At 66.0% G+C, this 23,204-nt stretch carries 20 protein-coding genes and 2 other RNA genes; 12 read left to right on the forward strand and 10 right to left on the reverse strand.

Features of this window, described 5'->3' with window-relative positions:
- Nucleotides 1-10 precede the first annotated feature (10 nt).
- Nucleotides 11-553 (reverse strand): YecA family protein, encoded by a 543-nt coding sequence (locus HG421_RS14250; RefSeq protein WP_169706930.1) that lies wholly within the window; start codon nucleotides 551-553, stop codon nucleotides 11-13.
- 238 nt (nucleotides 554-791) lie between these two features.
- Between HG421_RS14250 and HG421_RS14255 the strand changes: the two genes are divergently transcribed.
- The 8 genes from HG421_RS14255 to HG421_RS14290 all read left to right on the forward strand — a co-directional run bounded on the left by HG421_RS14255 (nucleotide 792) and on the right by HG421_RS14290 (nucleotide 5,237).
- Nucleotides 792-1,013, forward strand: coding sequence for a TIGR02449 family protein (locus HG421_RS14255; RefSeq protein ID WP_104539961.1), 222 nt, complete (start codon nucleotides 792-794; stop codon nucleotides 1,011-1,013).
- Nucleotides 1,010-1,309, forward strand: coding sequence for a cell division protein ZapA (locus HG421_RS14260; protein ID WP_169706931.1), 300 nt, complete (start codon nucleotides 1,010-1,012; stop codon nucleotides 1,307-1,309). Before HG421_RS14255 ends, HG421_RS14260 begins: the two co-directional genes overlap by 4 nt.
- 96 nt (nucleotides 1,310-1,405) lie before the next feature.
- Nucleotides 1,406-1,589, forward strand: a non-coding RNA gene (gene ssrS / locus HG421_RS14265) — 6S RNA.
- 178 nt (nucleotides 1,590-1,767) lie between these two features.
- Entirely contained in the window at nucleotides 1,768-2,358 is a 591-nt protein-coding gene (locus tag HG421_RS14270; RefSeq protein WP_169708207.1) for a 5-formyltetrahydrofolate cyclo-ligase, read from the forward strand.
- Entirely contained in the window at nucleotides 2,355-2,831 is a 477-nt protein-coding gene (locus HG421_RS14275; RefSeq protein ID WP_169706932.1) for an EVE domain-containing protein, read from the forward strand. Before HG421_RS14270 ends, HG421_RS14275 begins: the two co-directional genes overlap by 4 nt.
- Before the next feature lie 98 nt (nucleotides 2,832-2,929).
- Nucleotides 2,930-3,577 carry a ribose-5-phosphate isomerase RpiA gene (rpiA, locus tag HG421_RS14280; protein ID WP_169706933.1) on the forward strand — a complete coding sequence of 216 codons (648 nt, stop codon included), beginning with the start codon at nucleotides 2,930-2,932 and terminating at the stop codon, nucleotides 3,575-3,577.
- 291 nt (nucleotides 3,578-3,868) lie between these two features.
- Nucleotides 3,869-4,315, forward strand: coding sequence for a DUF192 domain-containing protein (locus HG421_RS14285; protein ID WP_169706934.1), 447 nt, complete (start codon nucleotides 3,869-3,871; stop codon nucleotides 4,313-4,315).
- Between the two features lie 40 nt (nucleotides 4,316-4,355).
- Nucleotides 4,356-5,237: a SirB1 family protein gene (locus HG421_RS14290; RefSeq protein WP_169706935.1), complete on the forward strand. Its 882-nt coding sequence runs from the start codon at nucleotides 4,356-4,358 to the stop codon at nucleotides 5,235-5,237.
- Nucleotides 5,238-5,336: 99 nt separating this feature from the next.
- On the opposite strand, the gene HG421_RS14295 is transcribed toward HG421_RS14290, so the two are convergent.
- Entirely contained in the window at nucleotides 5,337-5,576 is a 240-nt protein-coding gene (locus tag HG421_RS14295; RefSeq protein ID WP_169706936.1) for a rubredoxin, read from the reverse strand.
- A 23-nt stretch (nucleotides 5,577-5,599) separates the two neighbouring features.
- On the opposite strand from HG421_RS14295, the gene thiE reads away from it, so the two are divergent.
- Entirely contained in the window at nucleotides 5,600-6,223 is a 624-nt protein-coding gene (thiE, locus tag HG421_RS14300) for a thiamine phosphate synthase (protein ID WP_169706937.1), read from the forward strand.
- Nucleotides 6,224-7,047: 824 nt separating this feature from the next.
- Here thiE and HG421_RS14305 read toward each other — a convergent pair.
- Complete coding sequence (locus HG421_RS14305; protein ID WP_169706938.1) at nucleotides 7,048-10,227, reverse strand: TonB-dependent receptor plug domain-containing protein; 3,180 nt, start codon at nucleotides 10,225-10,227, stop codon at nucleotides 7,048-7,050.
- 303 nt (nucleotides 10,228-10,530) lie between these two features.
- On the opposite strand from HG421_RS14305, the gene hemL reads away from it, so the two are divergent.
- Complete coding sequence (hemL, locus tag HG421_RS14310) at nucleotides 10,531-11,820, forward strand: glutamate-1-semialdehyde 2,1-aminomutase (RefSeq protein WP_169706939.1); 1,290 nt, start codon at nucleotides 10,531-10,533, stop codon at nucleotides 11,818-11,820.
- A gap of 404 nt (nucleotides 11,821-12,224) precedes the next feature.
- Entirely contained in the window at nucleotides 12,225-14,993 is a 2,769-nt protein-coding gene (locus HG421_RS14315) for a LuxR C-terminal-related transcriptional regulator (protein ID WP_169706940.1), read from the forward strand.
- 143 nt (nucleotides 14,994-15,136) lie between these two features.
- Here HG421_RS14315 and azu read toward each other — a convergent pair whose 3' ends face one another.
- The 6 genes from azu to HG421_RS14345 all read right to left on the reverse strand — a co-directional run bounded on the left by azu (nucleotide 15,137) and on the right by HG421_RS14345 (nucleotide 21,978).
- Nucleotides 15,137-15,586 (reverse strand): azurin, encoded by a 450-nt coding sequence (gene azu, locus HG421_RS14320; RefSeq protein WP_169706941.1) that lies wholly within the window; start codon nucleotides 15,584-15,586, stop codon nucleotides 15,137-15,139.
- 204 nt (nucleotides 15,587-15,790) lie between these two features.
- Nucleotides 15,791-16,993 (reverse strand): pyridoxal phosphate-dependent aminotransferase, encoded by a 1,203-nt coding sequence (locus HG421_RS14325; protein ID WP_169706942.1) that lies wholly within the window; start codon nucleotides 16,991-16,993, stop codon nucleotides 15,791-15,793.
- Between the two features lie 30 nt (nucleotides 16,994-17,023).
- Entirely contained in the window at nucleotides 17,024-17,527 is a 504-nt protein-coding gene (locus tag HG421_RS14330) for a RidA family protein (protein ID WP_169706943.1), read from the reverse strand.
- Nucleotides 17,528-17,550: 23 nt separating this feature from the next.
- The gene (locus HG421_RS14335) at nucleotides 17,551-17,976 is read right to left on the reverse strand and encodes a c-type cytochrome (protein ID WP_169706944.1); all 426 of its coding nucleotides are present in this window, start codon (nucleotides 17,974-17,976) and stop codon (nucleotides 17,551-17,553) included.
- On the reverse strand, nucleotides 17,973-19,556 hold the full coding sequence (locus tag HG421_RS14340) for a flavin monoamine oxidase family protein (protein ID WP_169708208.1): 1,584 nt from the start codon (nucleotides 19,554-19,556) through the stop codon (nucleotides 17,973-17,975). The genes HG421_RS14335 and HG421_RS14340 overlap by 4 nt, the downstream gene beginning before the upstream one ends.
- A 139-nt stretch (nucleotides 19,557-19,695) precedes the next feature.
- Nucleotides 19,696-21,978 (reverse strand): TonB-dependent receptor, encoded by a 2,283-nt coding sequence (locus tag HG421_RS14345; protein WP_211161856.1) that lies wholly within the window; start codon nucleotides 21,976-21,978, stop codon nucleotides 19,696-19,698.
- Nucleotides 21,979-22,275: 297 nt separating this feature from the next.
- Here HG421_RS14345 and HG421_RS14350 point away from each other — a divergent pair, with 297 nt between their 5' ends.
- Entirely contained in the window at nucleotides 22,276-22,893 is a 618-nt protein-coding gene (locus tag HG421_RS14350) for an HAD-IA family hydrolase (protein WP_169706946.1), read from the forward strand.
- 184 nt (nucleotides 22,894-23,077) lie between these two features.
- On the opposite strand, the gene HG421_RS14355 is transcribed toward HG421_RS14350, so the two are convergent.
- Nucleotides 23,078-23,153, reverse strand: a non-coding RNA gene (locus HG421_RS14355) — sX9 sRNA.
- Nucleotides 23,154-23,204 lie beyond the last annotated feature (51 nt).

Below are 23,204 nucleotides of genomic sequence, written 5' to 3' on the forward strand. Positions count from 1 at the left end.
AGAGCGACGATCAGTTCAGACGTTGGCGGAAACGCGGCCCCATCACGCAGTCGCCATGCAGCAACAGCACCGCCACGCGCACGAATTCCTCGATCTCGGCCAGCGCGGTATCGTCTTCCTCGCCGGCATCGAAATCCTCGCTGGAGGCCTGCGCCAGACGCGCCAGGTCCTGCAACGCCTCCTCGCCCTCCTCGGTCAGCGCCGGGCGCTGTTGCGCGGCCAGCCCGAAGCCGCCCAGGAACGCACGGCACCAGTCGAACAAGGCGTCGGTACGCGCCGGCAGCGGGGCACCATCTTCGACCAGCAGCAGTTCGAAGGCGAAGTCACGGTCTTCCAGCTGCGCCACCGTGGCCTGCCGTAGCTGATCCAGCGCGCCGCCCTGCTTTGGCGCCACCTGGGAGGGTTCGGCAAGGATGCGCGCCAGCCAGTCGGCGCCGTCCGCGCCGCCGCCAGACAGCCACCCGCACAGCCCGCCATGCAGTTCCGCCGCAGAGGACGCCAGCGCGAGCTGACGGCTTTCGGTTTGCACAGCGGTCACGTCAGGCAGATCCATCGAGTCATCCAGTTGAGAGCAGTAAGGTGCCCGCGCACGCCGGGCGATGTGACTTGCCAGTGTACCAAGGTGCCCTCTCCCTCCGCCGCCATCACATGGTTCCATGCAGCGTTCCACGCCCACCGCGCCAGGCCGTGACCACGCGGCGCCGAGCCTTGGCAGGCTTGCGCCTGCGGGGTGCCGCCGTCCGTCAATCGAGCGCTTGACCGCCGCGCGCACGCCCCCCTATCGTGACTACATGGACAACGCTGCCGCCCTCGCCCAGATCCGCGCACTTGCCGCCCGCGTGGAGGCGTTGGTCGAGCGTACTCAACGATTGAGCGACGAGAACCGCAGCCTGCGCCATCAGCAGGAGCAGTTGATCGGCGAGCGTTCGCAGTTGCTGACCAAGAACGAACAGGCGCGCTCGCGCGTGGAAGCGATGATCACGCGGTTGAAGTCACTGGAGCAGCACACGTGAGCAGCAACGAACCGGTCAGCGTGCGTATTCTGGATCGTGAATACACGGTGGGCGTCACCGCCGAAGAACGCGAGATCCTGACTGCCGCTGCGCGCCTGCTGGATCTGCGCATGCGCGAGATCCGCGGTAGCAACCGCATGGCCGCAGTGGACCGCGTCGCGGTGCTGGCCGCGCTCAACCTGGCGCATGAATTGCAGCAACTGCGCGACCAGCAAGCGCTGTACGACCGTGAATTGGCGACTACGCTGGACACCTTGAATCGTCGACTGGACAGCGTGGCCGACACGCCGCGTTGAGGCGCACGTCGCACTGCCGTCGCAAAGATGAACTTTCGAACGTGCGCACCGACGAATGGGCTAGCCATGGCGCGGCAGAGGTCTATAATTCGCCTGCGTTCTCTGCTGTAAACGACAGCGTGCAAAACATTCGCCTTGTCCCTTAATTACGACCACGGGGGCGCGACGAAGCCGGGTGTGCAAGTCCGCCTTGTAGCGGGAAGCCCGATGGCCTCACAACGTCCCCACTTGAACCCCGGGTTCAAGGTCGTTTCGCCCGCATCGTCACAGCGGAGAATGCAAATCTGAAACGGCGCCTTCGGGCGTCGTTTCTTTTTGTGCGATAAAAATCTCTGCGGCCTCCAGCCGGCATGCTTGCCTTGCCGCACGCTGCGCAACAGGTGACTGCTGCGCAGGCGCTGCTAGGCAGGCGGGTGCGCGGCAACGACAATGCACCATCCTTCCGCGGCGAGAGAGCGATGACCCAGGATCGAGAGGCGTTGCGCCAACAGTTGCGCGCGCAGCGGCGCAGCGTGCCGGCTGCGCAGCGCCTGGCCGCCGCCGATGCCTTGGCGGAGCGCTTGCTGGCGCTGCCGTTTGCGCCGCACACCGGCGCGGTGGCGGGGTACTGGGCGATGGATGGCGAGATCGCGCTGCATCGCTGGCAACTCAGCCTGCCGGCGGGCGTGCGCTATTGCCTGCCGGTGCTGGACGGGCGCGTGCTGCGCTTTGCGCCATGGCGGCCAGGCCAGGCGCTGGTCAGCAACCGCTACGGAATTCCGGAGCCGGATGTGGCCCGCGCCGACACCCTGGCACCGGAGGACATGGCCTTGGTGGTCACTCCGCTCACCGGCTTTGACGCGGAGTGCCGGCGGCTGGGCATGGGAGGCGGCTGGTATGATCGCAGCTTCGCGTTCCGGCATCGCCAGGCGCCGCCGCCCTGGCTGCTCGGCGTCGGCTTCGCCGCGCAACAGGTGCCTGCCCTGCCGACCGAACCCTGGGACGTGTCGGTGGACGCCATCTGCACCGAACACGCCACTCTCCTGAAAGACGACGCCGTTTCCGCATGACTGCCCGCAAGCGCTACTGGTTGATGAAGTCCGAGCCGGACACCTTTTCCATCGACGATCTGCAACGCGTCGGCACCGAGCCGTGGAATGGCGTGCGCAATTACCAGGCGCGCAACTTCATGCGCGACGGCATGCACGTGGGCGATGGCGTGTTTTTCTATCACTCCAACTGCAAGGTGCCCGGCATCGTCGGCATCGCCAAGGTGGCCAGCGCCGCGTACCCGGATGACACCCAGTTCGATCCGACATCCGATTACCACGACCCCAAGGCCAGCCGCGAAGACCCGCGCTGGATGCTGGTGGACGTGGCGTTCGAGCGCAAACTTGCGCGCACGATTTCGCTGGATGAAATCAAGCAACACGCCGATGCGCTAGGCGAAGGCTTTCCACTGATCGCGCGCGGCAATCGCTTGTCGATCCTGCCGGTGACCGCCGCGCAGTGGAAGCTGTTGTTGGCGATGGAATCGCCGTGATTCGGGATTCGGGATTGGGGATTCGCTCAATGCCCGCAGCCCGACGTGCACCGCTCTGACGAATCCCGACTCCCCAATCCCCAATCCCGAGCCCAAACATGTCCGAAGCAAAACGCCTGGCCGCCGAGAAAGCGATCGATTACGTGGAAGACGGCATGATCGTCGGCGTGGGTACCGGCTCGACGGTGGCCTACTTCATCGATGCGCTGGGCCGCATCGGCCATCGCATCAAGGGGGCAGTGTCCAGCTCCGAACAGAGCACCGCACGGCTGCGCCAGCATGGCATCGACGTGCTGGACCTCAACCACACCGGCAATCTGTCGCTGTATGTGGATGGCGCCGACGAGTGCGACCCGAACCGCTGCCTGATCAAGGGCGGCGGCGCGGCGCTGACGCGCGAGAAGATCATTGCCGAGGCCAGCGAGCGCTTCATCTGCATCGTCGACCCGAGCAAGCAGGTGCCGGTGCTGGGCAAGTTCCCGCTGCCGGTGGAAGTGATTCCGATGGCGCGCAGCCTGGTGGCGCGGCAGATCCTGGCCTCGACCGGTGGCCAGCCGGTGTGGCGCGACGGCGTGGTCACCGATAACGGCAACGTGGTGCTGGACGTGCACAACCTGCAGATCACCGACCCGGTGGCGTTGGAGCGCAACTTGAACCAGATCCCCGGCGTGGTCTGCGTGGGTTTGTTCGCGCGCCGCCCGGCCGATGTGGTGATCGTCGGTGGCGAGCCGCCGCGCGTGCTCTGACGCACGCCGCGTGCACCGCGTTCGCGCGCCCCTGCGATGCGCGGACACCAGCAACGACGCCCGGCGCCAACCCACCGACCTTGCATTTCCGGCAACACCCTGCACACGCGCAGGCAGCAGCAACCGCCGCGCCTGCGAACCCCGACATGCACGCAGCCGGCTTCGCGCCACGCTGCCTGCACCCGGCGATGGATGGACCTGCACGGCTCGGCGGCACCTGCATGCCAGCGGCTTGACGCGCGCCGGCGCATGGCAGATGGTGCGCCATCCCCTGTCCCGCCGGTCTGCCGCATGCGCCCTGTCCGCTTCCTCGCCCTCGCCTGCCTGATGTTGCTTGCTGGCTGCGCCAGCCGCGGTCCGTGGGTGGAACTGGCCGGCACGCGCTATCAGGTGGAACTGGCACAGAACGATGCCGACCGCATCCAGGGCCTGATGTTCCGCGATGCCATGGACGAAGACCGCGGCATGCTGTTCATCCACGACCGTCAGGAGCCGCTGGCGTACTGGATGAAGAACACCAAGATCGCGCTGGACATCCTGTATTTCGACAACCAGCGCCGGCTGGTGTCGCAGCAGCGCGATGTGCCGCCGTGTTCGGCCGGCGATGCCTGCCCGCCCTATCCCAGCAAGGCGCCGGCCCGCTATGTGCTGGAGCTCAATGCCGGCCAGGCCGCCAAGCTCGACCTCCAGGATGGCACCGAGCTTGTTTTCAGCCCGGATATTCCCAAACTGAAGTGATTCACAGCGATGTGATGTCTCCTGTCAGGAAGTACCGGACTTGAACCCCGCGCCGCTTGCCGACACTCTTGGCAGCATGGTCGACATGCTCCCACTTCCCCATTGGACCGCGCTCGCCAGCCTGGACGACGATGCGGTGCCGTTGATGTCCACCGCGCTGCTGATTGCGCGCGACGAGTATCCGCAACTGGATGCCGAGCTGTACGACACGCTGGTGCAGAGCCACGTCGAGCATCTACGCCGCGAAGTGGACGCGATCGATCTATGGCCGCTGAAGATGGCCGCGGTCAACCGCTACCTGTTCGATGAGCTGGGCTATTCCGGCAATCACGACGAGTACTACGACCCGCGCAACAGCTATCTCAACCAGGTGTTCGAGCGCCGGCTGGGCAACCCGATCTCGCTGGCGATGGTACAGATCGAAGTGGCCCGGCGCCTGGGCATTCCGCTGGCGGGGGTCTCGTTTCCCGGACACTTCCTGGTGCGCCTGCCGGTGGACGACGGCGTGCTGGTGATGGACCCGTTCAACGGTGGCCGACCGCTGGGGGTGGACGAACTGCGCGAGCGCGCGCGCCCGCACCTGGGCGGGGAGATTCCCGACGATCGCGCGCTGGCGCAGATCCTCGACCCGGCCCCGCACCGCGCGATCCTGATCCGCATCCTGCGCAACCTGCATGGCGTCTACGCCGACGCCGAGCACTGGGACCGCGCCGCACGCAGCGCCGACCGCATCCTGAAGCTGGTGCCGGACCAACCCGAGGCGCTGCGCGACCGCGGCATGGCCTACCTGCATCTGGGCCACCGCTCCGGTGCGCGCCACGATCTGTCGCGTTACCTGCTGCTCAATCCAGGCGCGCAGGACGTAGGCAACCTGCACGAGCATCTGGTCGAGTTGAACAGCCAGCGCTCACGCGCGCACTGAGCCCGCCCGCATCGCGATCCGCCTGGCCGCCTGGCCGCCTGGCCGCCGCAGCGTGGCTCTGCTGCCCGTGATCGATACCCGATCCGGGCAGGCAGGCGCTCAGTCGATCTCCACCATCTCGAAGTCGTCCTTGGTGACGCCGCAGTCCGGGCAGGTCCAGGTGTCGGGCACGTCCTGCCAGCGGGTGCCGGGTGCGATGCCTTCCTCGGGAATGCCGTCGGCCTCGTTGTAGAGGAACCCGCAGACGACGCACATCCAGGTGCGGTAGATGGTCGTGGATGTGTCGCTCATCGGATAATCGCGGTCAGGTGACGGTGGGGCTACATTGTCCCACTCCATCCACCGCTTTCGGAAGCGCTGCCATGCCCAACCGCCTTGACGCCCGCGGCGTGTACCTGATCACCCCCGATGAGCCCAATACCCAGCGCCTGCTGCTGCGCACCGCGCCGTTGTTGTCGGCGATCACCTGGCTGCAATACCGCAACAAGCAGGCCGATGCGGCGCTACGGCTACGCCAGGCCAGCGCCCTGCGCGAGGCCTGCGCGGCGCACGGCGTGCCCTTGATCATCAACGACGATGCGCAGCTGGCCGCGCAGGTCGGCGCGCAAGGCGTGCACCTGGGCGAAGACGATGGCGAGGTGGCGGCCGCACGCGCTGCGCTGGGGCCGCAGGCCATCATCGGGGTGTCGTGCTACGACGAGATCGCGCGCGCGCGCGCCGCAGCGGCTGCCGGCGCCAGCTACGTGGCGTTCGGTGCATTCTTCCCCACCACCACCAAGCAGACCACCCGGCGCGCCACTCCTGCCCTGTTGCAGCAGGCTGCCGAGCTGGGCCTGCCGCGGGTGGCGATCGGCGGCATTGCGCCTGCACAGGTGCCCGACCTCGTCACTGCCGGCGCCGATCTGATTGCCGTGGTCAGCGGAGTGTATGCGGCGCCGGATCCGGTCGCTGCAGTGCAGGCGTACCGCGCCGGGTTTGCGTCGTAGTGCTGCAAGCGTCGAAGACGATTGATGCTGGCTGCCTCGTAAGCCGCTCGCGCAGCATTGAATGCCTTGCTTGCACCACGTGCACCGACCATCGTGACGGGTCCTTGCCAGCTCACCGTCGCGGCCGGGCAAGCGCCGTGCAGCAAGGTCGCAGCGTCGAGGGCGCGGCGTCCTCACCGCTCGCGGGACACGCCGCAAGTACGTCCATGTAGGCTCGGTGGCAGCATCCATGCCGCCACACGGCCCGCAATCGACGAGGACACCACGCCAGACAGTTGGTTGGTGGTTTTACTGAAGAACGAAGACACCGCGTCGCACGGTTTGCTGGTTGCTCTGTCGAAAGCTCTGCGCACCGACCATCTCGACTGGTCCTTGCCCGCCCACCGTCGCAGGACCCTTGGCGGCATGGATGCCGCCACGGAGCTTACATGGACGTACTTGCAGCGTGTCCTGCGATGGTGGGCGGGCAAGGGCCCTGCAGCGAAGGCGCAGATGATCCGCTCCGCGCCTGATCTGTCCGTAGCGAGCAATCAGGTTGAAACACCTGAAATGTGCGTATCGCGAGCGCCTGGCGATCTTCGAGCCCGGTCGAGGGCGCGGCGCCCTCACCGCGCGCGGGACGCGCCGTTGACCCGTCCATCGGGGCTTGGTGGCGGCATCCATGCCGCCACACGGCCCCACAATCGGTGAGGACACCACGCCAGACAGTTGGTTGGTGGTCCTGTGGAAGATCAGCGTCGTCAGCCAAGCCATCTCCCAAAACAAAAACAGCGACGCGTGCTCTCACGCGTCGCTGCCGGGACTTCCTTTGTCGCTTGATCCGATCAGAAGTCGTAGCTCAAGGTCACCCGGCCAGAGCGCGGTGCCTGATAGGCCACGACCTGGTTCCACAACGGATTGGTGGTGTTGTCGGGCAGCTGCGAGAACGGGTAGATATTGGTCGCGGTCTGCTCGTTGGTGATGTTGAACACGTCGAAACGCAGCGCCAGCTTGCCGTCGGCGAAGGACGGCTTGTAGGTCACGCCCATGTCGAGCTGGGCGATCCAGCCCAGCCGGCCCTGCGAGCCCGGAGGCGATGCCACGCCGGTGCCGGTTTCCGGGTTGTAGCAGTAGTGGTAGGGACCACCGGTGATGGCACTACCGCCATAGCCGGCCGGATCGCGGCCGCTGTACTCGGTGCCGTAGTAATTGCCCAGGCAGTTGCGCGGCGCACCGGAGATCAGGCTGAAGTTGGCCGAGGCGCCCCATTGCGGAGTGAACTGATAGAAGCCGAACAACTTGAGCTGGTGACGGTGATCGTTGGATTGATCGCCGTTGAAGTGTTCCATCAACGCCGGGTGGTCCCAGCTTTGCGTGGTCGATACCGAGGCCTGGCCCTGGTAGCTCCCCAGGGCGCCGCCGGTGCGCCACAGGTCCGAACGCACCTGGCCTTCGGTGGTGCCGTAGCTATGCGACCAGACATAGTTGACCTTGGCGTACCACTGGCCGTCGAAGGGGCGCTCCAGATTGAATTCCACCGCCGAGTAGTTGCGCTTGAACTTCGGGAAACCGGCTGCCTCGCGGCTTACCGACACTTCGTGGAACTGACCATCGGTGCCGATCACGCCCCAGGTGTTGGTCTGGCCCGGATTGATCAGCGATGCGCCTGCCACCTTGGAAAAATCGATGGTCACGCCTTGCGCGGCCGCCGCGTCGATCAGCGCGGTATTGGAGACATCGTAGTTCTGGTCGTCGATGCCGGCATTGAGGCGACGGTGCGTGCCGCGCACGCCCAGCACCCAGCCGCTGTCGAGTTGCTTGGTAAAGCCGAGAATGAGTTCGTCCTGGTTTTCGCCTTCGATATCCTTGGCTACCGCCGTGCGCACGTCGGCAATGCGGCCGAAGCGCGAATTGGCAGAGACCGCCGAGCCCAGTTGCTGCGCCAGGACCGGCGTGCCGTCGGCATTGATGCCGCTGTAGGTGAAGTAGGTGTCGGTGGTGGTGGCCGGGGTGAACAGGCTCACCGCCGACAGCGGCAGGCCGAGGTAGTAACGGCCAAGGTTGCCGAACACCTTCAGGCTGGAATCGCCGTTGACGTCCCAGCTGAAGCCCAGGCGCGGCGCCCAGGCGTTGTCCACTTCGATGTAGGGGTCGCCGAACGGGGTGTAGTTGGTGAATTCGTCCTTGCGCAGGCCCAGGCTAAGCAGCAGGTTGTCGGTGACCTGCCATTTGTCTTCGATGTAGTACGCGCGTTGCTTTGCCTCGTACGAGTACAGGCTGGTGTTGATGTTGCGTACCACGTAGTAGCCGCTGGACCCGTTGACCGGATCCACCAACCCCGGGCTGGGTGCGCCGATGCCACCGGCCTCGTTGGCCGACTGGCTGACCAGCCCGCCAGTGGCCAGGCCGTTGGGATCGTTGGTCTGGCCATAGGTCCAGGCAAAGCCCGGGCCGGACAGCACCGACCCGACATCGATGCCTTCGGACTTCTGGTTGTCGATTCCGAAGTTGAGCGTGTGGTGGCCGATGCGCCATTCCAGATTCAGGCGCTGATTGTCTTTCTTGTACTCGCGGTCGGGCGAACTGACCGAGGTCACCAGCTGGTTGCCGATGCGCGGAGTGCCGCCGGTGTAGGCCGGATTCTGTAGTGCGGCGCTGTTGATGACGGGCCCGCCAGCGGCGTTGTAGTTGAACGGGGTCAGCTCGTCAGGCGTGGTCATCTTGCCGTACAGCGCAGTCACGGTGAGGTTGTCGCCGATATAGCCGGTGTACTTGCCGGTGAACAGGGTCGGGCCGGTTTTCCAGGTGGATTCATCGGTGAAATAACTGCCGCGCTGGCGATTGACATAGTCGTAGCGGTAGATCGACCCGTTGGTCTCGGCCTCATCACTCGCGCCGGTCACCTCGATCAGGTGGTTGTCGGTGATGTTCCAGTCCACCTTGGCGTACCAGCGCTTCTGCTTGTAGTCGTAATCGGTGAGGCCGCCGGTGCCGCCGTTGTCGGTGTCGCGATTGGTGCCCACGCGCACGCCGTCCGAATCCACCTGCTCGGCGGCCAGGAAGAAGAACAGCTTGTCCTGGATGATCGGCCCGCCGACATAGGCGCTGTAGGTGGTCTGGTTGGCTTCGGCTTCGCTGGCCGGTTGGTACAGGCCGTTGGCCGCGCGGGCATAACGGTAGGCGGCGTTGTTGACGGTGCTGGCCTGGCTGTCCGGACGCCAGTAGATGTCGCGCTGGTTGGCACGCAGGCCGTTGGGCTCCCAGATCACGGCGGCGCCGAACTTCCATTCGTTGGTGCCGCGCTTGCCGATCTGGTTGATCACGCCGCCATTGGAGCGGCCGAACTGCGCGCCATAGCCGCCGGTGAAGATTTCCTGCTGGTCGATGGCGCCGTAGGGCAGGGTCAGGCCCCCCAGGTTGTTGCTGATGGTGGTGGTGTTGAAACCGTTGAGGTAGTACGCGTTTTCGCTGGCGGCCGAGCCGCCGAAGCTGGGCAGCGCGCCGCCGAGCGGGCCGTTGTCGAAGCCGCCGCTGTTGACCACCACGCCCGGCGCCAGCAGCGCGATCGCCTCGGCGGTGCGGCCCAACGGCAGCTGCGCCAGCTGCTCGGCAGTGACCACGGTACGGGTATCCACGCTGCTGACGTCGATGGTGGCCAGGCTGGCGGCATTGACGGTGACGCTGTCCAGGGTCTGCACGCCGCTCCCCGCGGCGCCGGCGGCGAACGAGACGTCGGTGTTGGCGCCGACGGTAATGGCGACGTTCTCGCGGGTTTCCACCACCGCGCCGTCGCGCTTGACCGTCACCTTGTAGGTGCCCAGCGGCAGGTTGCCGGCGGTGTAGCGGCCGCGCGCGTCCACCGGCACTTCGCGGCTGAGGCCACTGTTGTTTTCCACCACCACGCTGGTGCCGTTGCCCTGCCCCACGCTGCCAACGATGCTGCCGGTGGTCGACTGCGCGTGTGCGCTGCCGATGGCCACCACCAAGGCCAACGCCAGGGCACCCTTCTGGATACTACGGTTCATGCTTTCTCCCCAAGTCTGGAACTGTCGCAAGACGACCAATGAACGGGGCCAACGGCCACCGGGATCACACGTTCTGAACATCCGCGGCAGGGCGCCAATGACCGCATGCCATCAGCTCATGCCCAAACGTCGAGACCATTGCGTTCGATCATAGGCAGCCGGGTTGCCCTACCCGCCGGCTCCAACGGGTAGGCGGGCCTCTGCCGGGTAGGCGCGCGAGGCTGCAGGCCTGACAATGGCGTACGCGATGCCCACCACCGGGCATCGATGCCTCCCAACGGAATTCCTCAAGGATCTGCGCGCATGAACCACACCCGCTCCCACGCCCTGTTCGCCCAGGCGCAGACCCTGCTGCCCGGCGGCGTCAACTCACCGGTCCGGGCGTTCAAGTCGGTGGGAGGCGAGCCGTTCTTCGTGGCGCGCGCCGACGGCCCTTATCTTTACGACGTCGACGACAACCGCTACATCGACTACGTGGGCTCATGGGGCCCGATGATCGCCGGCCACAACCACCCGGCGGTGCGCGAAGCGGTGGAACGCGCCGTCCGCGATGGGCTGTCGTTCGGTGCGCCGTGCGCGGCCGAGGTGACCATGGCCGACACCATCACCCGGCTGGTGCCGTCGTGCGAGATGGTGCGCATGGTCAATTCCGGCACCGAGGCCACGCTGTCGGCGGTGCGCCTGGCACGCGGCGCCACCGGGCGTAACCGCATCATCAAGTTCGAAGGCTGCTATCACGGCCACGGCGACTCGTTCCTGGTCAAGGCCGGCAGCGGCATGCTGACCCTGGGCGTGCCCACCTCGCCGGGCGTGCCGGCGGGCCTGAGCGAGCTGACTGCCACGCTCAGCTTCAACGATTTCGAAGGCGCGACCGCCCTATTCGACGAGATCGGCGCCGATGTGGCGGCGGTGATCATCGAACCGGTGGTGGGCAACGCCAACTGCATTCCGCCGCTGGCCGGCTATCTGCAGCATCTGCGCACGCTGTGCACGCGGCATGGCGCGCTGCTGATCTTCGACGAGGTGATGACCGGTTTCCGCGTCGCCCTGGGCGGGGCGCAGGCGCTGTACGGGGTGACGCCGGACCTCACCACCTTTGGCAAGATCATCGGCGGCGGCATGCCGGTGGGCGCGTATGGCGGCCGTCGCGAGCTGATGGAGCAGATTGCCCCGGCCGGGCCGATCTACCAGGCCGGCACCTTGTCGGGCAACCCGGTGGCCATGGCCGCGGGCCTGGCGATGCTGGAGCTTGTGCAGGCGCCGGGCTTCCATGCTCGCCTGAGCGAGGCCACCAGCGCGTTGTGCGAGGGGCTGGAAGATGCCGCGCGTGCGGCCGGCATTGCGGTCACCACCAACCAGGTGGGCGGCATGTTCGGGGTGTTCTTCACCGACGAGATCGTGGAGAGCTACGCCCAGGCCACTGCCTGCGACATCACCACCTTCAACCGCTTCTTCCACGCGATGCTGCAGCGGGGCGTGTATCTGGCGCCGTCGGCGTACGAAGCCGGCTTCATGTCCAGCGCGCACGATGCGGCGGTGATCGACGCCACCCTGGCGGCCGCGCGCGAGGCCTTTGCCGACGTGGCGCGCTGAGGCGCGCCTTCTCAATCGCGGCTCATGTGCCCCAGCGCACCAGGCAGGCGCGTGCTCAACCACCGCCTGCCTGCATCGCTACTTCGGTACCGATACGCCTGTCCATCTTCCCCTCGCTATCGACCTTCGCTCCTGCAGCGCGCATTGCTTGACTCAGCGCACAACCGGCCTCGTCGATTGCCGCGATAGCGGCGATAGGCGACCAAACGCCTTTGCTTTTGTCTTGTGGATGTCATACCTTTCTGAAAGGTGCTCACGGACGGGCATGGGTGGGGACCCTCGAAGCAGCCGATCCGCCGTTGTCGCCTTCGCCGTGACTGGCTGGCCGTCGCCGCTGTTTCATTCCGTCGTGCAGCGCATCGAGCCGGCGCGCTGCCGACGCTTGCCACGGCCGCCCTCGCCTCATGCTCAAGCCTGTTGCGTTGCTCACTCCGCGCCCGTCACCGTTGCGCGACCACCCTCTTCCCGACTGGCTGCTTGCCGGCAAGCTGGAGCCGCCATCACCGCGCCCGGGTGCGGTGCTGCGCGAGGCACTGCTCAGCACCCTGGATCGAGCGCAGGCACGCCCGCTTACCCTGCTGCTGGCGCCGCCCGGCTTCGGCAAGACCACCGTGCTGGCGCAATGGCATGCCCATCTGCAGGCAAGCCCGCACATGGCCGTGGCGTGGCTGTCGCTGGATGAGGAGGACGCCGATGCCACGCGCTTCCTCGGCCATCTTGCCCTGGCCGTGCAGCACGCCGGTGCCGATGCCGCACTGTGCGCCCGCGTGCTGCACGGCCGCGATCAGGACCCACGCAATGCCGTCACCCTGTTGATCCGCGCCTTGCGCAACGCACCGCGCCCGATCAGCGTGATTCTCGACGACTACGACCGCATCGGCAGCGCATCGGTCGATGAACTGGTGCTGCGGTTGATCGAACACGGCGGCGGCCGGCTGCATCTGTTGCTGGCCACCCGCCGCATCCCGGCACTGCCGCTGGCGCGCCTGGATCTGCAGGCGCACCTCAGCCGCCTTGGCAGCGCGCAACTGGCACTGGACCCAGGCGAAGCACGCGCGTTGCTGGGACCGCAGATCCCTGCACCGGTGGTGGATGCCTTGCTGCGCTACACCGAAGGCTGGCCGGTGGCCTTGCATCTGGCCCGGCTCTGGCTGGAAGGCGATGCGCAACGCCAGCAGCAAGTGACGGCGCGCTTCTCCGGCCGCAGCGCGCAGATCGCCGCCTACCTGGCCGAACAGGTCGTCAACGATCTGGATGCGGACACGCGCGACCTGTTGCTGCGTACCAGCCACCTGGAACGCATCAATGCGTCGCTTGCCGATGCACTGCGCCAGCGCCAGGACAGCGGCCGCCTGCTGGCGCGCCTGGAACATTTCCATGGCCTGCTGGTGCCGCTGGACGGCGAGCGCGAATGGTTCCGCTATCACCCGCTGTTTGCCGACTTCCTGCAGCAACTGCTCGACCGCGAGCATCCCGGCCAGGCCATACACCTGCACCAACGCGCGGCGCGCTGGTTTGGCGAGCACCAGCATCTGGCCGATGCGGTACGGCATGCCGCGCGTGGCGAGTGCGGCGACCTGGCCGCCAGCTACATCGCCCGCGCCGGCACCTGGCAATTGCTGCTGACGCAGGGCACGCAGGCGGTGCGCGGGTTGTTGCGCCACTTCGACCACCGCACCATCCGCGACACCCCGGCGCTCAATCTCACCCAGGCGCACCTGCACCTCAAACTCGGCGAATTCGGCCACGCACGCCTGCTGCTGGAGCGCTTCCGCGATTTCCCGGCCGCACTGCGCGAGCCGCAGCAACGCGACTACACCGTGGTGGTGGCGCTGCTGCGCGACCGCCTGGATGAAATCTGCGGCAATCCACACGGCCTTAGCCAGATCGCCGCGCAGGCCGGCGCGCTTGACGAAGACGACCACCTGGGCCGCGGCATGCTGCTGTGCATCTGCGCCAACACCGCGCTTGCACAAGGCGCCTTTGCCGTTGCCGAGCGCCATGCACTGGCCGCACGCGATGCCATGCGCCGCGGCGGCAGCGATCTCGGTGCCAGCCAGGCGCTGCTGTCGCTGGGGCAGAGCCTGTTCTACCGCGGCCAGCTCGGCGATGCCGAAGCCTGTTATCAGCAAGCCCTGCAGTGCTGCGCGCGCCAACCGCAACTTGACCGCGTGCTGGAAGCAGCAGCCCATTGCCTGCTGGCGCAGCTGCACTACGAACGTGGCCACCACGACGATGCGGCCGACCTGCTGCATCCGGCGCTGGAACTGCTCGAGCAACACGATGGCAGCGCCGATGTCCTGGCCGCTGCCTACGACACCGCACTGGGCCTGGAACGGCTGCGCGATCGCAGCGGGCGCAGTGCGCTGGGGTTGCTCGACCACATCGAACAGATCGCCCACGGGCGCAAGCTGGCGCGGCTGTCCGAACTGGCTGCTGCGTGGCGATTGATGGTGCTGCTGGAGCACCCCGGCACGCCGGCCATCGACCTGCTGATTGCCCGCACCGGCGGCGAATCCGGCTTGGCCCACACCTTGCGCGCCGCGCACCGCTGGCGCGACCGCGCCGCAATGGGTTTTGCACTGGCGCGCTGGCATCGGCTGGCCGGGCGCAGCAGTGCGGCGCTGAGCATTCTTGGCCAGATCGAGCACGCCTGTCTGAGCAACGACAATGCCTGCCACCTCGCGCGCACCCGTGCGCGCATCGCACTGGTGCTGCAGCAGCGCGGCGAACTGCGTGAGGCACTGCCACCGCTGTACAGCGCACTGGATCACGTAGCGCTGACCCAAAGCTGGCAGGCCATCGTCGAACTGGGCCTGCCGGCCAAGGCGATGCTGCGTTCGCTGCGCCAGCACGACCCCCACACCGTTGGCGGCACCACGCGTGCATTGACCATCCAGGCCTTGCTCGAACGGCTCAGCGGCGACGAGGACCCGGCCAGCGACATGTTCAGCGAGCGCGAACTGGAAGTGCTGGCGCAGCTGGCGCGCGGATACTCCAACAAGCAGATCGCCCGCCACCTGCACCTGTCGGAGAACACCGTCAAGTTCCACCTCAAGAACCTGTATCGCAAGCTCGACGCGCGCAGCCGCGAGGGTGCGCTGGCGCAGGCTCAGCAACGGGGCGTGTTGCGTGGCCAGGATCCGCAGCAAGCAGAGAATGCGCCCCGCTGAGTGGCCGGGCACCTGGCGGTACTCACCTGCCGCTTTCGCGGACCGCGGCGCCTACGCTTGCAGCGCGTGACTGCTGCAGGCAACGTTCAGGGCGATGCCCCGGTAACGCACACACTGCAGAGGCACGCCGCCCCGCGACACCATCAGCCGAAGCTCAGCGTGCCCTTCATCATTGCCCAGTGCCCGGGGAAGGAGCAGAAGAACGTATACGCCCCGCCCTTGGTCAACTTGCTGGTGGCAAAGCTCACCGTGGTGCTCTGCCCGCCGCCGATGACCTTGGTATGCGCGATCACGCGCGCATCGGCCTTGGGCAGATAGCTGTCGGCAAGGGTGGACCGCACGCCGGCATTGGCGATCGGCTGGAAATCGGCGGTCCTGGTCAGCACCCAGTTATGCCCCATCACGGTGGCGGCCATCTTGCCGGAATGCGTGAGCGTCACGTCCACCTGCGTGCAGTCCGGCGCGATGGTGATGGCGCTCTGGTCGAACTTCATCTGGTCGTTGCCGGTGATGGTCACCGCACAGGTCTTTGCCCAGGCCGAAGGCGCCAGCGCCAGCAAGCCCAGTGCCGCAATCGTCGAAAACAGTTTCAAGGCATGACTCCTGCAATAAGAAATACACCACGCATCCAAGGCAACCATCGCTGCGCGCACAGCGTCGGCGCTTTCAGGGTAACGCCTTGTCGAGGTCAACAGAACCATCGATGGGCCGCTATCGCACTGCACAGGCGATGACCGGTGCCGCGTGTCGCCGCCACACCTCGCCACGACCCTGCAGGCGTGGCGCAACCGTCTGCATCAGGCATGACGGAAGAAGGCATCCATGTGCGCGTCCGTGGCCGACGCCAGCTGCGGCGCCTGGAACGTGCCGCGCTTGCCGGCCATCACCTGCACGAAAGCCTGCTTGAAGCGCGCCATCTCCTCGGGTGTGCCCACGGTGATGCGCGACCAGGTTGGCCACACCGGCCAGCTGCGTCCGATGAACACGCCGAAGCTGGCCATGGCGTCCTTGAAGCCGGCCGCCGGTTGCTTCACATCGACCATGAAGCAATTGCTCTCCGATGCGGTGCAGGCGTAGCCCTGCGCGCGCAGGAACCCGATCACATCCTCGCGCGTGGCCGCGGTGCGGGCGCGCCGTTGCGGCACCAATGCGGTGTCGCGCAGGCTGGCCAGCCCGGCAGCGGCTGCCGTCACCGGCAGGCTGTTGACGCTGTAGAACATCAGCTTGGTCAACAACTCCGGCCGTGCCGCGGCGTAGCCCAGGCGGATGCCGGCCATGCCGTAGAGCTTGGAGAAGGTGCGCAGCACCACCACGTCTTCGCCCGCCGCCACCATGTCCACCACGCTGCGGGTGCTCTGCGCGAAGTGGATATAGGCCTCGTCCACCACCAGCACGCTGCCCTTGGGCTTGTGCGCCAGGGCGTAGTCCAGATCCTCGCGCGCGGTCACCGAACCGGTGGGGTTGTTGGGATTGCAGATGTAGATGACGCCGGCATGCGCATCGGCACTGCACATGGCTTGCACGTCATGCGAAAAATCCTTGCGCAGCGGAACCTTGATCAGCTTGGCGCCATTGCGCGTGGCCGCGCGCCAACCCGACTCGTAGGTGGGATCGGCCGTCACCAACGCCGCGCCAGGCGAGGTAAACGCCAGCATCGTGTAATCCAGCGGCTCGGTGGAGCCGGCATAAGCCATCAGGTGATCCACCGGCAACCTGAGTTCGGCTGCCAGCGTGGTCATCAGCTCCAGTTGCACCTCACGCAGATAGCGCCCGCCGTGCGGAGCGATCTGCGTGATCGCCTTTATCGCCGCCGGGCATGGCCCGTCCGGATATTCGTTGGAGCCGATCATCACCGGCGACGAGGCACCGGCGGTTGGTGGCGTGATGGCGGTGGTACGTTCGGCGGCACTGGCAAGCAGCGGTAGTGCACCAGTTCCGGCGGCGCCAGCGAACAGGGCGGAATCACGCAGGAATCTGCGACGCGACACGGCGGTTTTCATGCGCTTCTCCGGCAAGACAACGACACCAGCTCAGGGACGTACGGCCACCACTTCGATCTCCACCCGATACAGCGGGTTGCCCAATGCAGCGATCTGGAACGCCGAGCGCGCCGGCAGGTTGGGCTGTTCCTTGGTGCCGAAGAACTGCCGGTAGCCCTCCATGAACCCGTTGAAATCCATCTTGCCGCCCATCGCCGGATCGCCGACCAGAAACACCTGCATCTTCACCACATCGCCCATGCCCAATCCGAGCGATTTCAGCTGGTCCTGGATCTGCTTCAACACGCTGACCGTCTGCGCCCTGGTATCGCCATAGGCGGCAGGCGAATCTTTCGGTGCGCTCGCATCCACCACCGCCGGCACCTTGCCGCTGACGTACACAGTGGCCTTGCCGGCAGGAATCTCCACCGCGGCGGCAATCGGAAAATCGCTGTTGGGAATCTTGTGGCGGATGACATCGGCAGCGTGCGCGGCGGTCGGAATTGCGCACCACAGTGCGGCAGCGGTGACGGCAAATAGAATGGGACGGGACATGGCAACTCCTTGGCAGGGAAAGGTCAGTGGCGCAGCAGCTTGACGTCGTCGACAGTCACGCGCCCGGCATGGTCGTTGCCGAAATGGGTGCGCACATAGCTCACCACTTCGGCCACCTGGCGGTCTGTGAGCATGTCGCCAAATCCCGGCATGCCCGCGTGGCCGTCGAGCACCATCATGGTGACGTAGGGCGCAGCTGCCAGCTTGGGATTATCGGCCAGCGCCGGGTACTCGCCCGCGCCTTGCGCACCGGTACCGGCCGGCATGTGACAGCCCTGGCACACCGCGCGATAGACGTGCTCGCCGGACGCGGTGGCGAAACCCTTCTGCGGATACAGCACCGTGGCATCGGAACTCTGCGCGCGTGCGCTGCGCATGCCGGGTGGAAGCAGCAACGTGCCGATGACGAACGCGACGGTGACAACCAGCGTGCGTGGCAACCAGCTCATGCGCGGGCTCCTGCGGCAATGACGGTGCGATGCAGCCGGCCCACGACATCGTGCGCGGACAGGATCGCGCCCTCCTGCCAGGCCGGGATGTAGGACACATGCTCGCCGGCCAATGCCAGACGGCCATCGATCTGGCACAGCGGTGCGTAATGCTCGGCGCGGGCCTGCTCGGTCCACATGCCGAAACAGCCATGGGTGAACGGTACGCGATGCCAACCGACCGCAATACCGGTTTCGAATTCGCGCGGATACTGCGGATGCAGTTGCGTGCCATATTCGACCGCCTTGCGCACGCGCTCCTGCGGGCTCATCGAGGTGAACTGGTAGGCATCCAGCCCCCACACATAGGCACCGAGCAGCACGCCCTTGCCCGGGCTGTGATAACCGGTGCTGGGATAGCTGATCAAGGTGATCGGCAGATCGGTGTAGCTGATGCCGCCGTAGATCGCCTCGTCCTCCTCCCAGAAGCGGCGCTTGAACTGCAGCCCCACCTTCACCGATGCCGCATACGGTACCTTGCCGATGGCGGTGGTCATCGCATCGCTGGCGGTGACCGGAATGCGGCTCAGCACCGACAGCGGAATCGTGCAGATGCACCAGTCCGCACTGGCGATGCGCTCCTCTCCGCCGCGTACCGCGTCCTGCCAGGACACCCGCACGCCGTGGCCATCCTGGTCGATCCTGGTGACCTTGGCGTTGTAGGTGATGGCATCGCCGAGCTGGCGCGCAAATGCCTTGCCGATCTGGTCCATGCCACCGACCGGCTGAAACATGGTGGTCTGCATCTCGTAGTTGTTGCCGGCCGCCAGCGTGGTCCACAGCCGCGAGCGCAATACGTCCTGCACGCTGAAGGGCTGGGAGAATTCCGGCTTGCCCGACAACCCACCGCCGGGATAGCGCGCAAAGCCGCGCCGCTCGCTGCTGTCCTTGCCTTTGACGTAGCCGAAGGTCTGATCCAGCGCGCCCCAGGTACGCAGCGATTCGAGCAGGATCTGCTGGTCCTCGTTGCTGACCAGCGTGTCCAGCGCATGCTGTTGCGTGCACTTGGCCAGCAGCTCGGACACATGCCCCTTGTAGTCGGCATCGATGGCGCGAAAGCGCTGTGGCTTGCCGCCGAAGCCGTGCTGACTGTGCAGCAGGGCGTTGTAGTTCACCTGGTTGAAGGCTTCCAGCGCCACGCCGAACTGCTTGCAGTAGCTCAACACCGCCCGGTGATGATGCGGAATACGCCATGGCCCGGGATTGAGATAATGACCGTCGTCGAACTGGCACTGCTGGGTGGCGCCACCGAGTTCGGTGTAGCGGTCGCCACCGCGCAAGGTCCAGTTACGCCCACCGGGGCGCGCGTTGTATTCCAGCAGCTGCACGCGATAGCCCGCCTTGCGCAATTCGAAGGCGGCGGTCATGCCTGCAAGGCCGGCGCCCAGCACCAGCACCGAGGCACCCTTCGCATCGCCATCCAGTTGCAGCGGCCCGGTGTAGGTGGACTCGGCAGCCATGCCCAGACTGCTCATTGCCTGATACATCATGGCCCCGCCAGCGGTCATGCCGATGCGCGCCAGCAATTGCCGCCGCGTCATCGCCCCAGTGTGATTGCCTTGCGTCAACGCACGTCCCCTGCAGATAGTGGAACAGAAGCCAACTCAACGTCCTGGCCGCGCGCGGCGCGACGGCGCATCCCGCCTGCGGTCATCGGCAACACCGCGCGCAGCGGAGCCATCAGAAGCGGTAGGACAGACTGGCGAACAGCTGGCGCGGTGCGATCAGCTGGTACGAGCCGGAACTCTCGTTGGGAAACACCGCCCCGATCGCATCGTCCTTGTCGAACAGGTTGTAGACCGACAATTGCAGCCGCCCACCGGCAAGAAAGCCGGCATCGCTGCCTTGATACCCGACGCTGCCGTTGACGATGAAGGTGGCATCCACCTGGTCGGTATTGAGCGTGTCGCCGTAGCGCTTGCCGGTGTATTTGGTGTCGAGGTTGGCGAAGAAGTGCTCGCCTTCCCAACCGCCGTTGAGGCTGAACATCACCTTCGGCGCATCCGGCACTTCATTGCCTTCCACCCGCACCAAATTGCCGCTGACCGGGCCGAAGTAGTTGTCCTGGAATTCGGATGTGTTCCAGGTCAGCGACGCACCCAGCCGCCAGCCCGGCGCCGGTTTCCACATGCCGGAGACTTCCGCACCGTAGGTCTGCACGTCGCCGACGTTGGCGTAGACGGTGGGGGCCACTACCAGCGGGTCCGGGTCGGTGAGCGCGATGATGCGGTTCTCGTAATCGATCTTGTAGGCCGCGATGTAGCCACTCCACTGCGTGGATTCGGCGCGGATGCCGATATCGATGTTGGTGGATTCTTCCGGCGCGATGTCCGGATTGAAGGCACCGGAGGTCAATGCCAGACGCGGTGCGGAGCTGAAATTTTCCGCGTAGTTGGCAAATACCTGCACGCCCTCGGCGAGCTGGAAGCTGGCGCCGACCTGGGGCTGGAACCAGTCGCTGTTCTTGATGGTCACATTGCGCCGCACACTGATGTTGAAATCGTCCAGATTGGCGATGCCGTTGTAGTCGCGTTTGACGTCCAGGCCCTTGGCACCGAACTCCATGGTCAGCCGGTCGTCCAGCAGGCGCAGCGTGTCCTTGATGTAGAGCTGCTTCACTTCGGTGGAGAAGTGGTTGTCGTAGTAGACGACGATCGGCAGCGAGCCCTTGAGCAGCGCGCCGGTGGCCGGGTCCAGGTTGTACAGCGGGCGCACCTGGTCGAAGTCGTAGTTTTCGTACCAGGCGCCCACCTCCAGCTTGTTGTGCTCTGTCTCCCACGACACCGCACCGGTGATGCCATACCGGTCGCCGCCCATGATTTCTTCGCGCCGGGTCATCGCACCGATATTGGTGACGTTGCCATTGGCATCGACGATCTGCGGGTCGTTGATGGCGATATCGGTACGCCCGGGGGTGCCGGCGATGGCATCGTTGTACAAGCCGGTGGCGGTACTCGGCGGCGTGCCGCCGACGCCGTAACCGTGCTTGTTTTCGTAGTAGCCGGTGAAGCTGACGCCGATGGCGTCGTTGAACAGGAAATCGCCGTGCAGGCTGAGCAGCGAATCGCGGCGGCCGTTCTGCCATTCGCTGTAATGCTCGGCATCCACTTCCGGGTTGCCGGTGATGCGCTCGTGCAGATCCCATGCGACCGAACCGTCGGAGTTGTACGACTGCACGTCGTAATCCTTGCGGTTGTTGTAGATCCAGCCCAGGGTCAGGTGGCCCACGTCCCAGGCCTGGCGGATCTTGGCTTCGAAGTGATCGCTCTTTTGCGTGGCCGGCTCCATGTCCCACACCCCGCCCTGCGTGCGCGATGCTGAAACATAGGCACTGGGACCACCGTCCCACCACTGCGGCGTATCCAGACGGACAAAACTGCGCACGAGATCGTCCGAGCCGATGGTCTGGGTGAGATTGCCGCTCCAGGTATCGCCACCCTTGGGCGGAAGACTGGTGTAGCGGATCGCACCGCCGAGTGCGTGGTACGACGGCTGGGTGACATCGCCCGAGCCGGCCGACACGGTGACGTCGAGCAGGTTCTCGCTGGAGACGTAGCGGGTGATCGGACCACCTTCGCGGGTGTCGAAGGTCTCGATCGGGATGCCGTCCAGGGTCACACCGATCTGGTTGGCGGAAAACCCGCGGATGGTCATCGAATCGCCGAACTCGTACAGCCCGAACGGGTCGGTGGTCTGCACGTTCACGCCGGGCAGGCTGGCCAGCAGTTGTTGCGGTGCCACGCCAGGCACCTGCGCCTGGATCTCATCCATCGAAATGGAGGCAGTGGTGCGGGTGGAGCCGGTGCCCACCACGCTGACCGCATCCAGCGTGCGCGCGTCCTGCGCCACGGCGGGCAGGCTGTGTGCGCCGGCCAGCAGCAAGGCCATCGACGCCAGCGTGTGGCGCGAGCGGGTGGTGTTGAGGATGGTGGCGACCGAGGCCGCCAGGTGATCGGTATTCAGGCACTTTCGCATGCAATCAAACCCCTGGAGACGTGTAGCGTGCTGAGTGACCGGGCGCTCCCCCGAGACCGGCTGACACCGCAAATGCGGCATGCATCGACCATAACCAGCACAGTTCCGCCGTAACCGCGGTGCGGAGGGTAGGGTCGGCGCGGGCGGGTAGGTTCCTACCGAATTCAAAACTCTGAATAGGTCTGCCGGCGACCTACCTGCGCGGTTTCGGTCATAGCAGGTCTTGCGCGCTTGCCATGCCGCCACGAATCGACAACGCTGCGCAGCCACTGCACAAGCATGCCTATGCCGCCCGCACTACCGTCTTTGCTGTTGCTCGATTTCGATGGCGTGCTCGCACACTACGCGCGGCCGCGGCGCCTGGCCGCGCTTGCGGCGGCAGCGGGCTGCGCACCGCAGCGGGTGCACGAGGTGTTGTTCGTGCAGGGCCTGGAGCGCGCCTACGATGCCGGCACGATCGACACGCAGACGTATCTGGCGCAGTTGAGTCAGGGGCTCGGGCACACGATCGATCGCGCCACCTGGGTCGCGGCCCGCGTCGCCGCCTGCCGCGCCGACCCATCGGTCGTGGCACAGGTGCTGGTGGTGTCGGCGACCACGGCGGTGGCGGTGCTCACCAACAACGGCCCGCTGATGACGGACGCGATCGAGCGGATCGTGCCGCCGCTGTTCCCGCTCTTGCAGGGCCGCGTGCTATGCAGCGGCGCACTCGGCGGCCGCAAACCAGCGTTACAGGTGTATGAGCGCGCGCTTGCGCAGCTCGGCGAACGCGCCGAGCGCACACTGTTTGTCGACGACCTGTTCGTCAACGTGCGCGGCGCACGCGCGGCCGGCCTGCACGCCGACACGGTGCGCGACGCCCGCGCGTTACGGCGGGTGTTGCAACGTCACGGTTTGGGGTAAGTGTCGGGATTCGGGAATCGGAAGCGCCGCAAACCGCAGCGAACGGCGGTACTGCATGCAGCTCCGACGATCAGTGCGCGCCACCAGACACCACAGCGATGCCTTCAGCCCCTCTCCCCTCGGGAGAGGGGTTGGGGTGAGGGTACGGCGGAAGACAAGCAACCCACAGCAGCGAGCTTAGAGCGGCTAACAAAACGTGGCGAGCAGTCGTCAGGTGGGTGTGGGCGGCGCGCAGGAACCGGAGTGTACGAGTGGTACATGCCGATTCCGAGCACCGACCACGCCCGCCTGATGGCTGCGCAGTCGGTTTG

This window comes from Xanthomonas campestris pv. badrii (assembly GCF_012848175.1).
GTDB classification, from domain to species: Bacteria; Pseudomonadota; Gammaproteobacteria; order Xanthomonadales; family Xanthomonadaceae; genus Xanthomonas; species Xanthomonas campestris_C.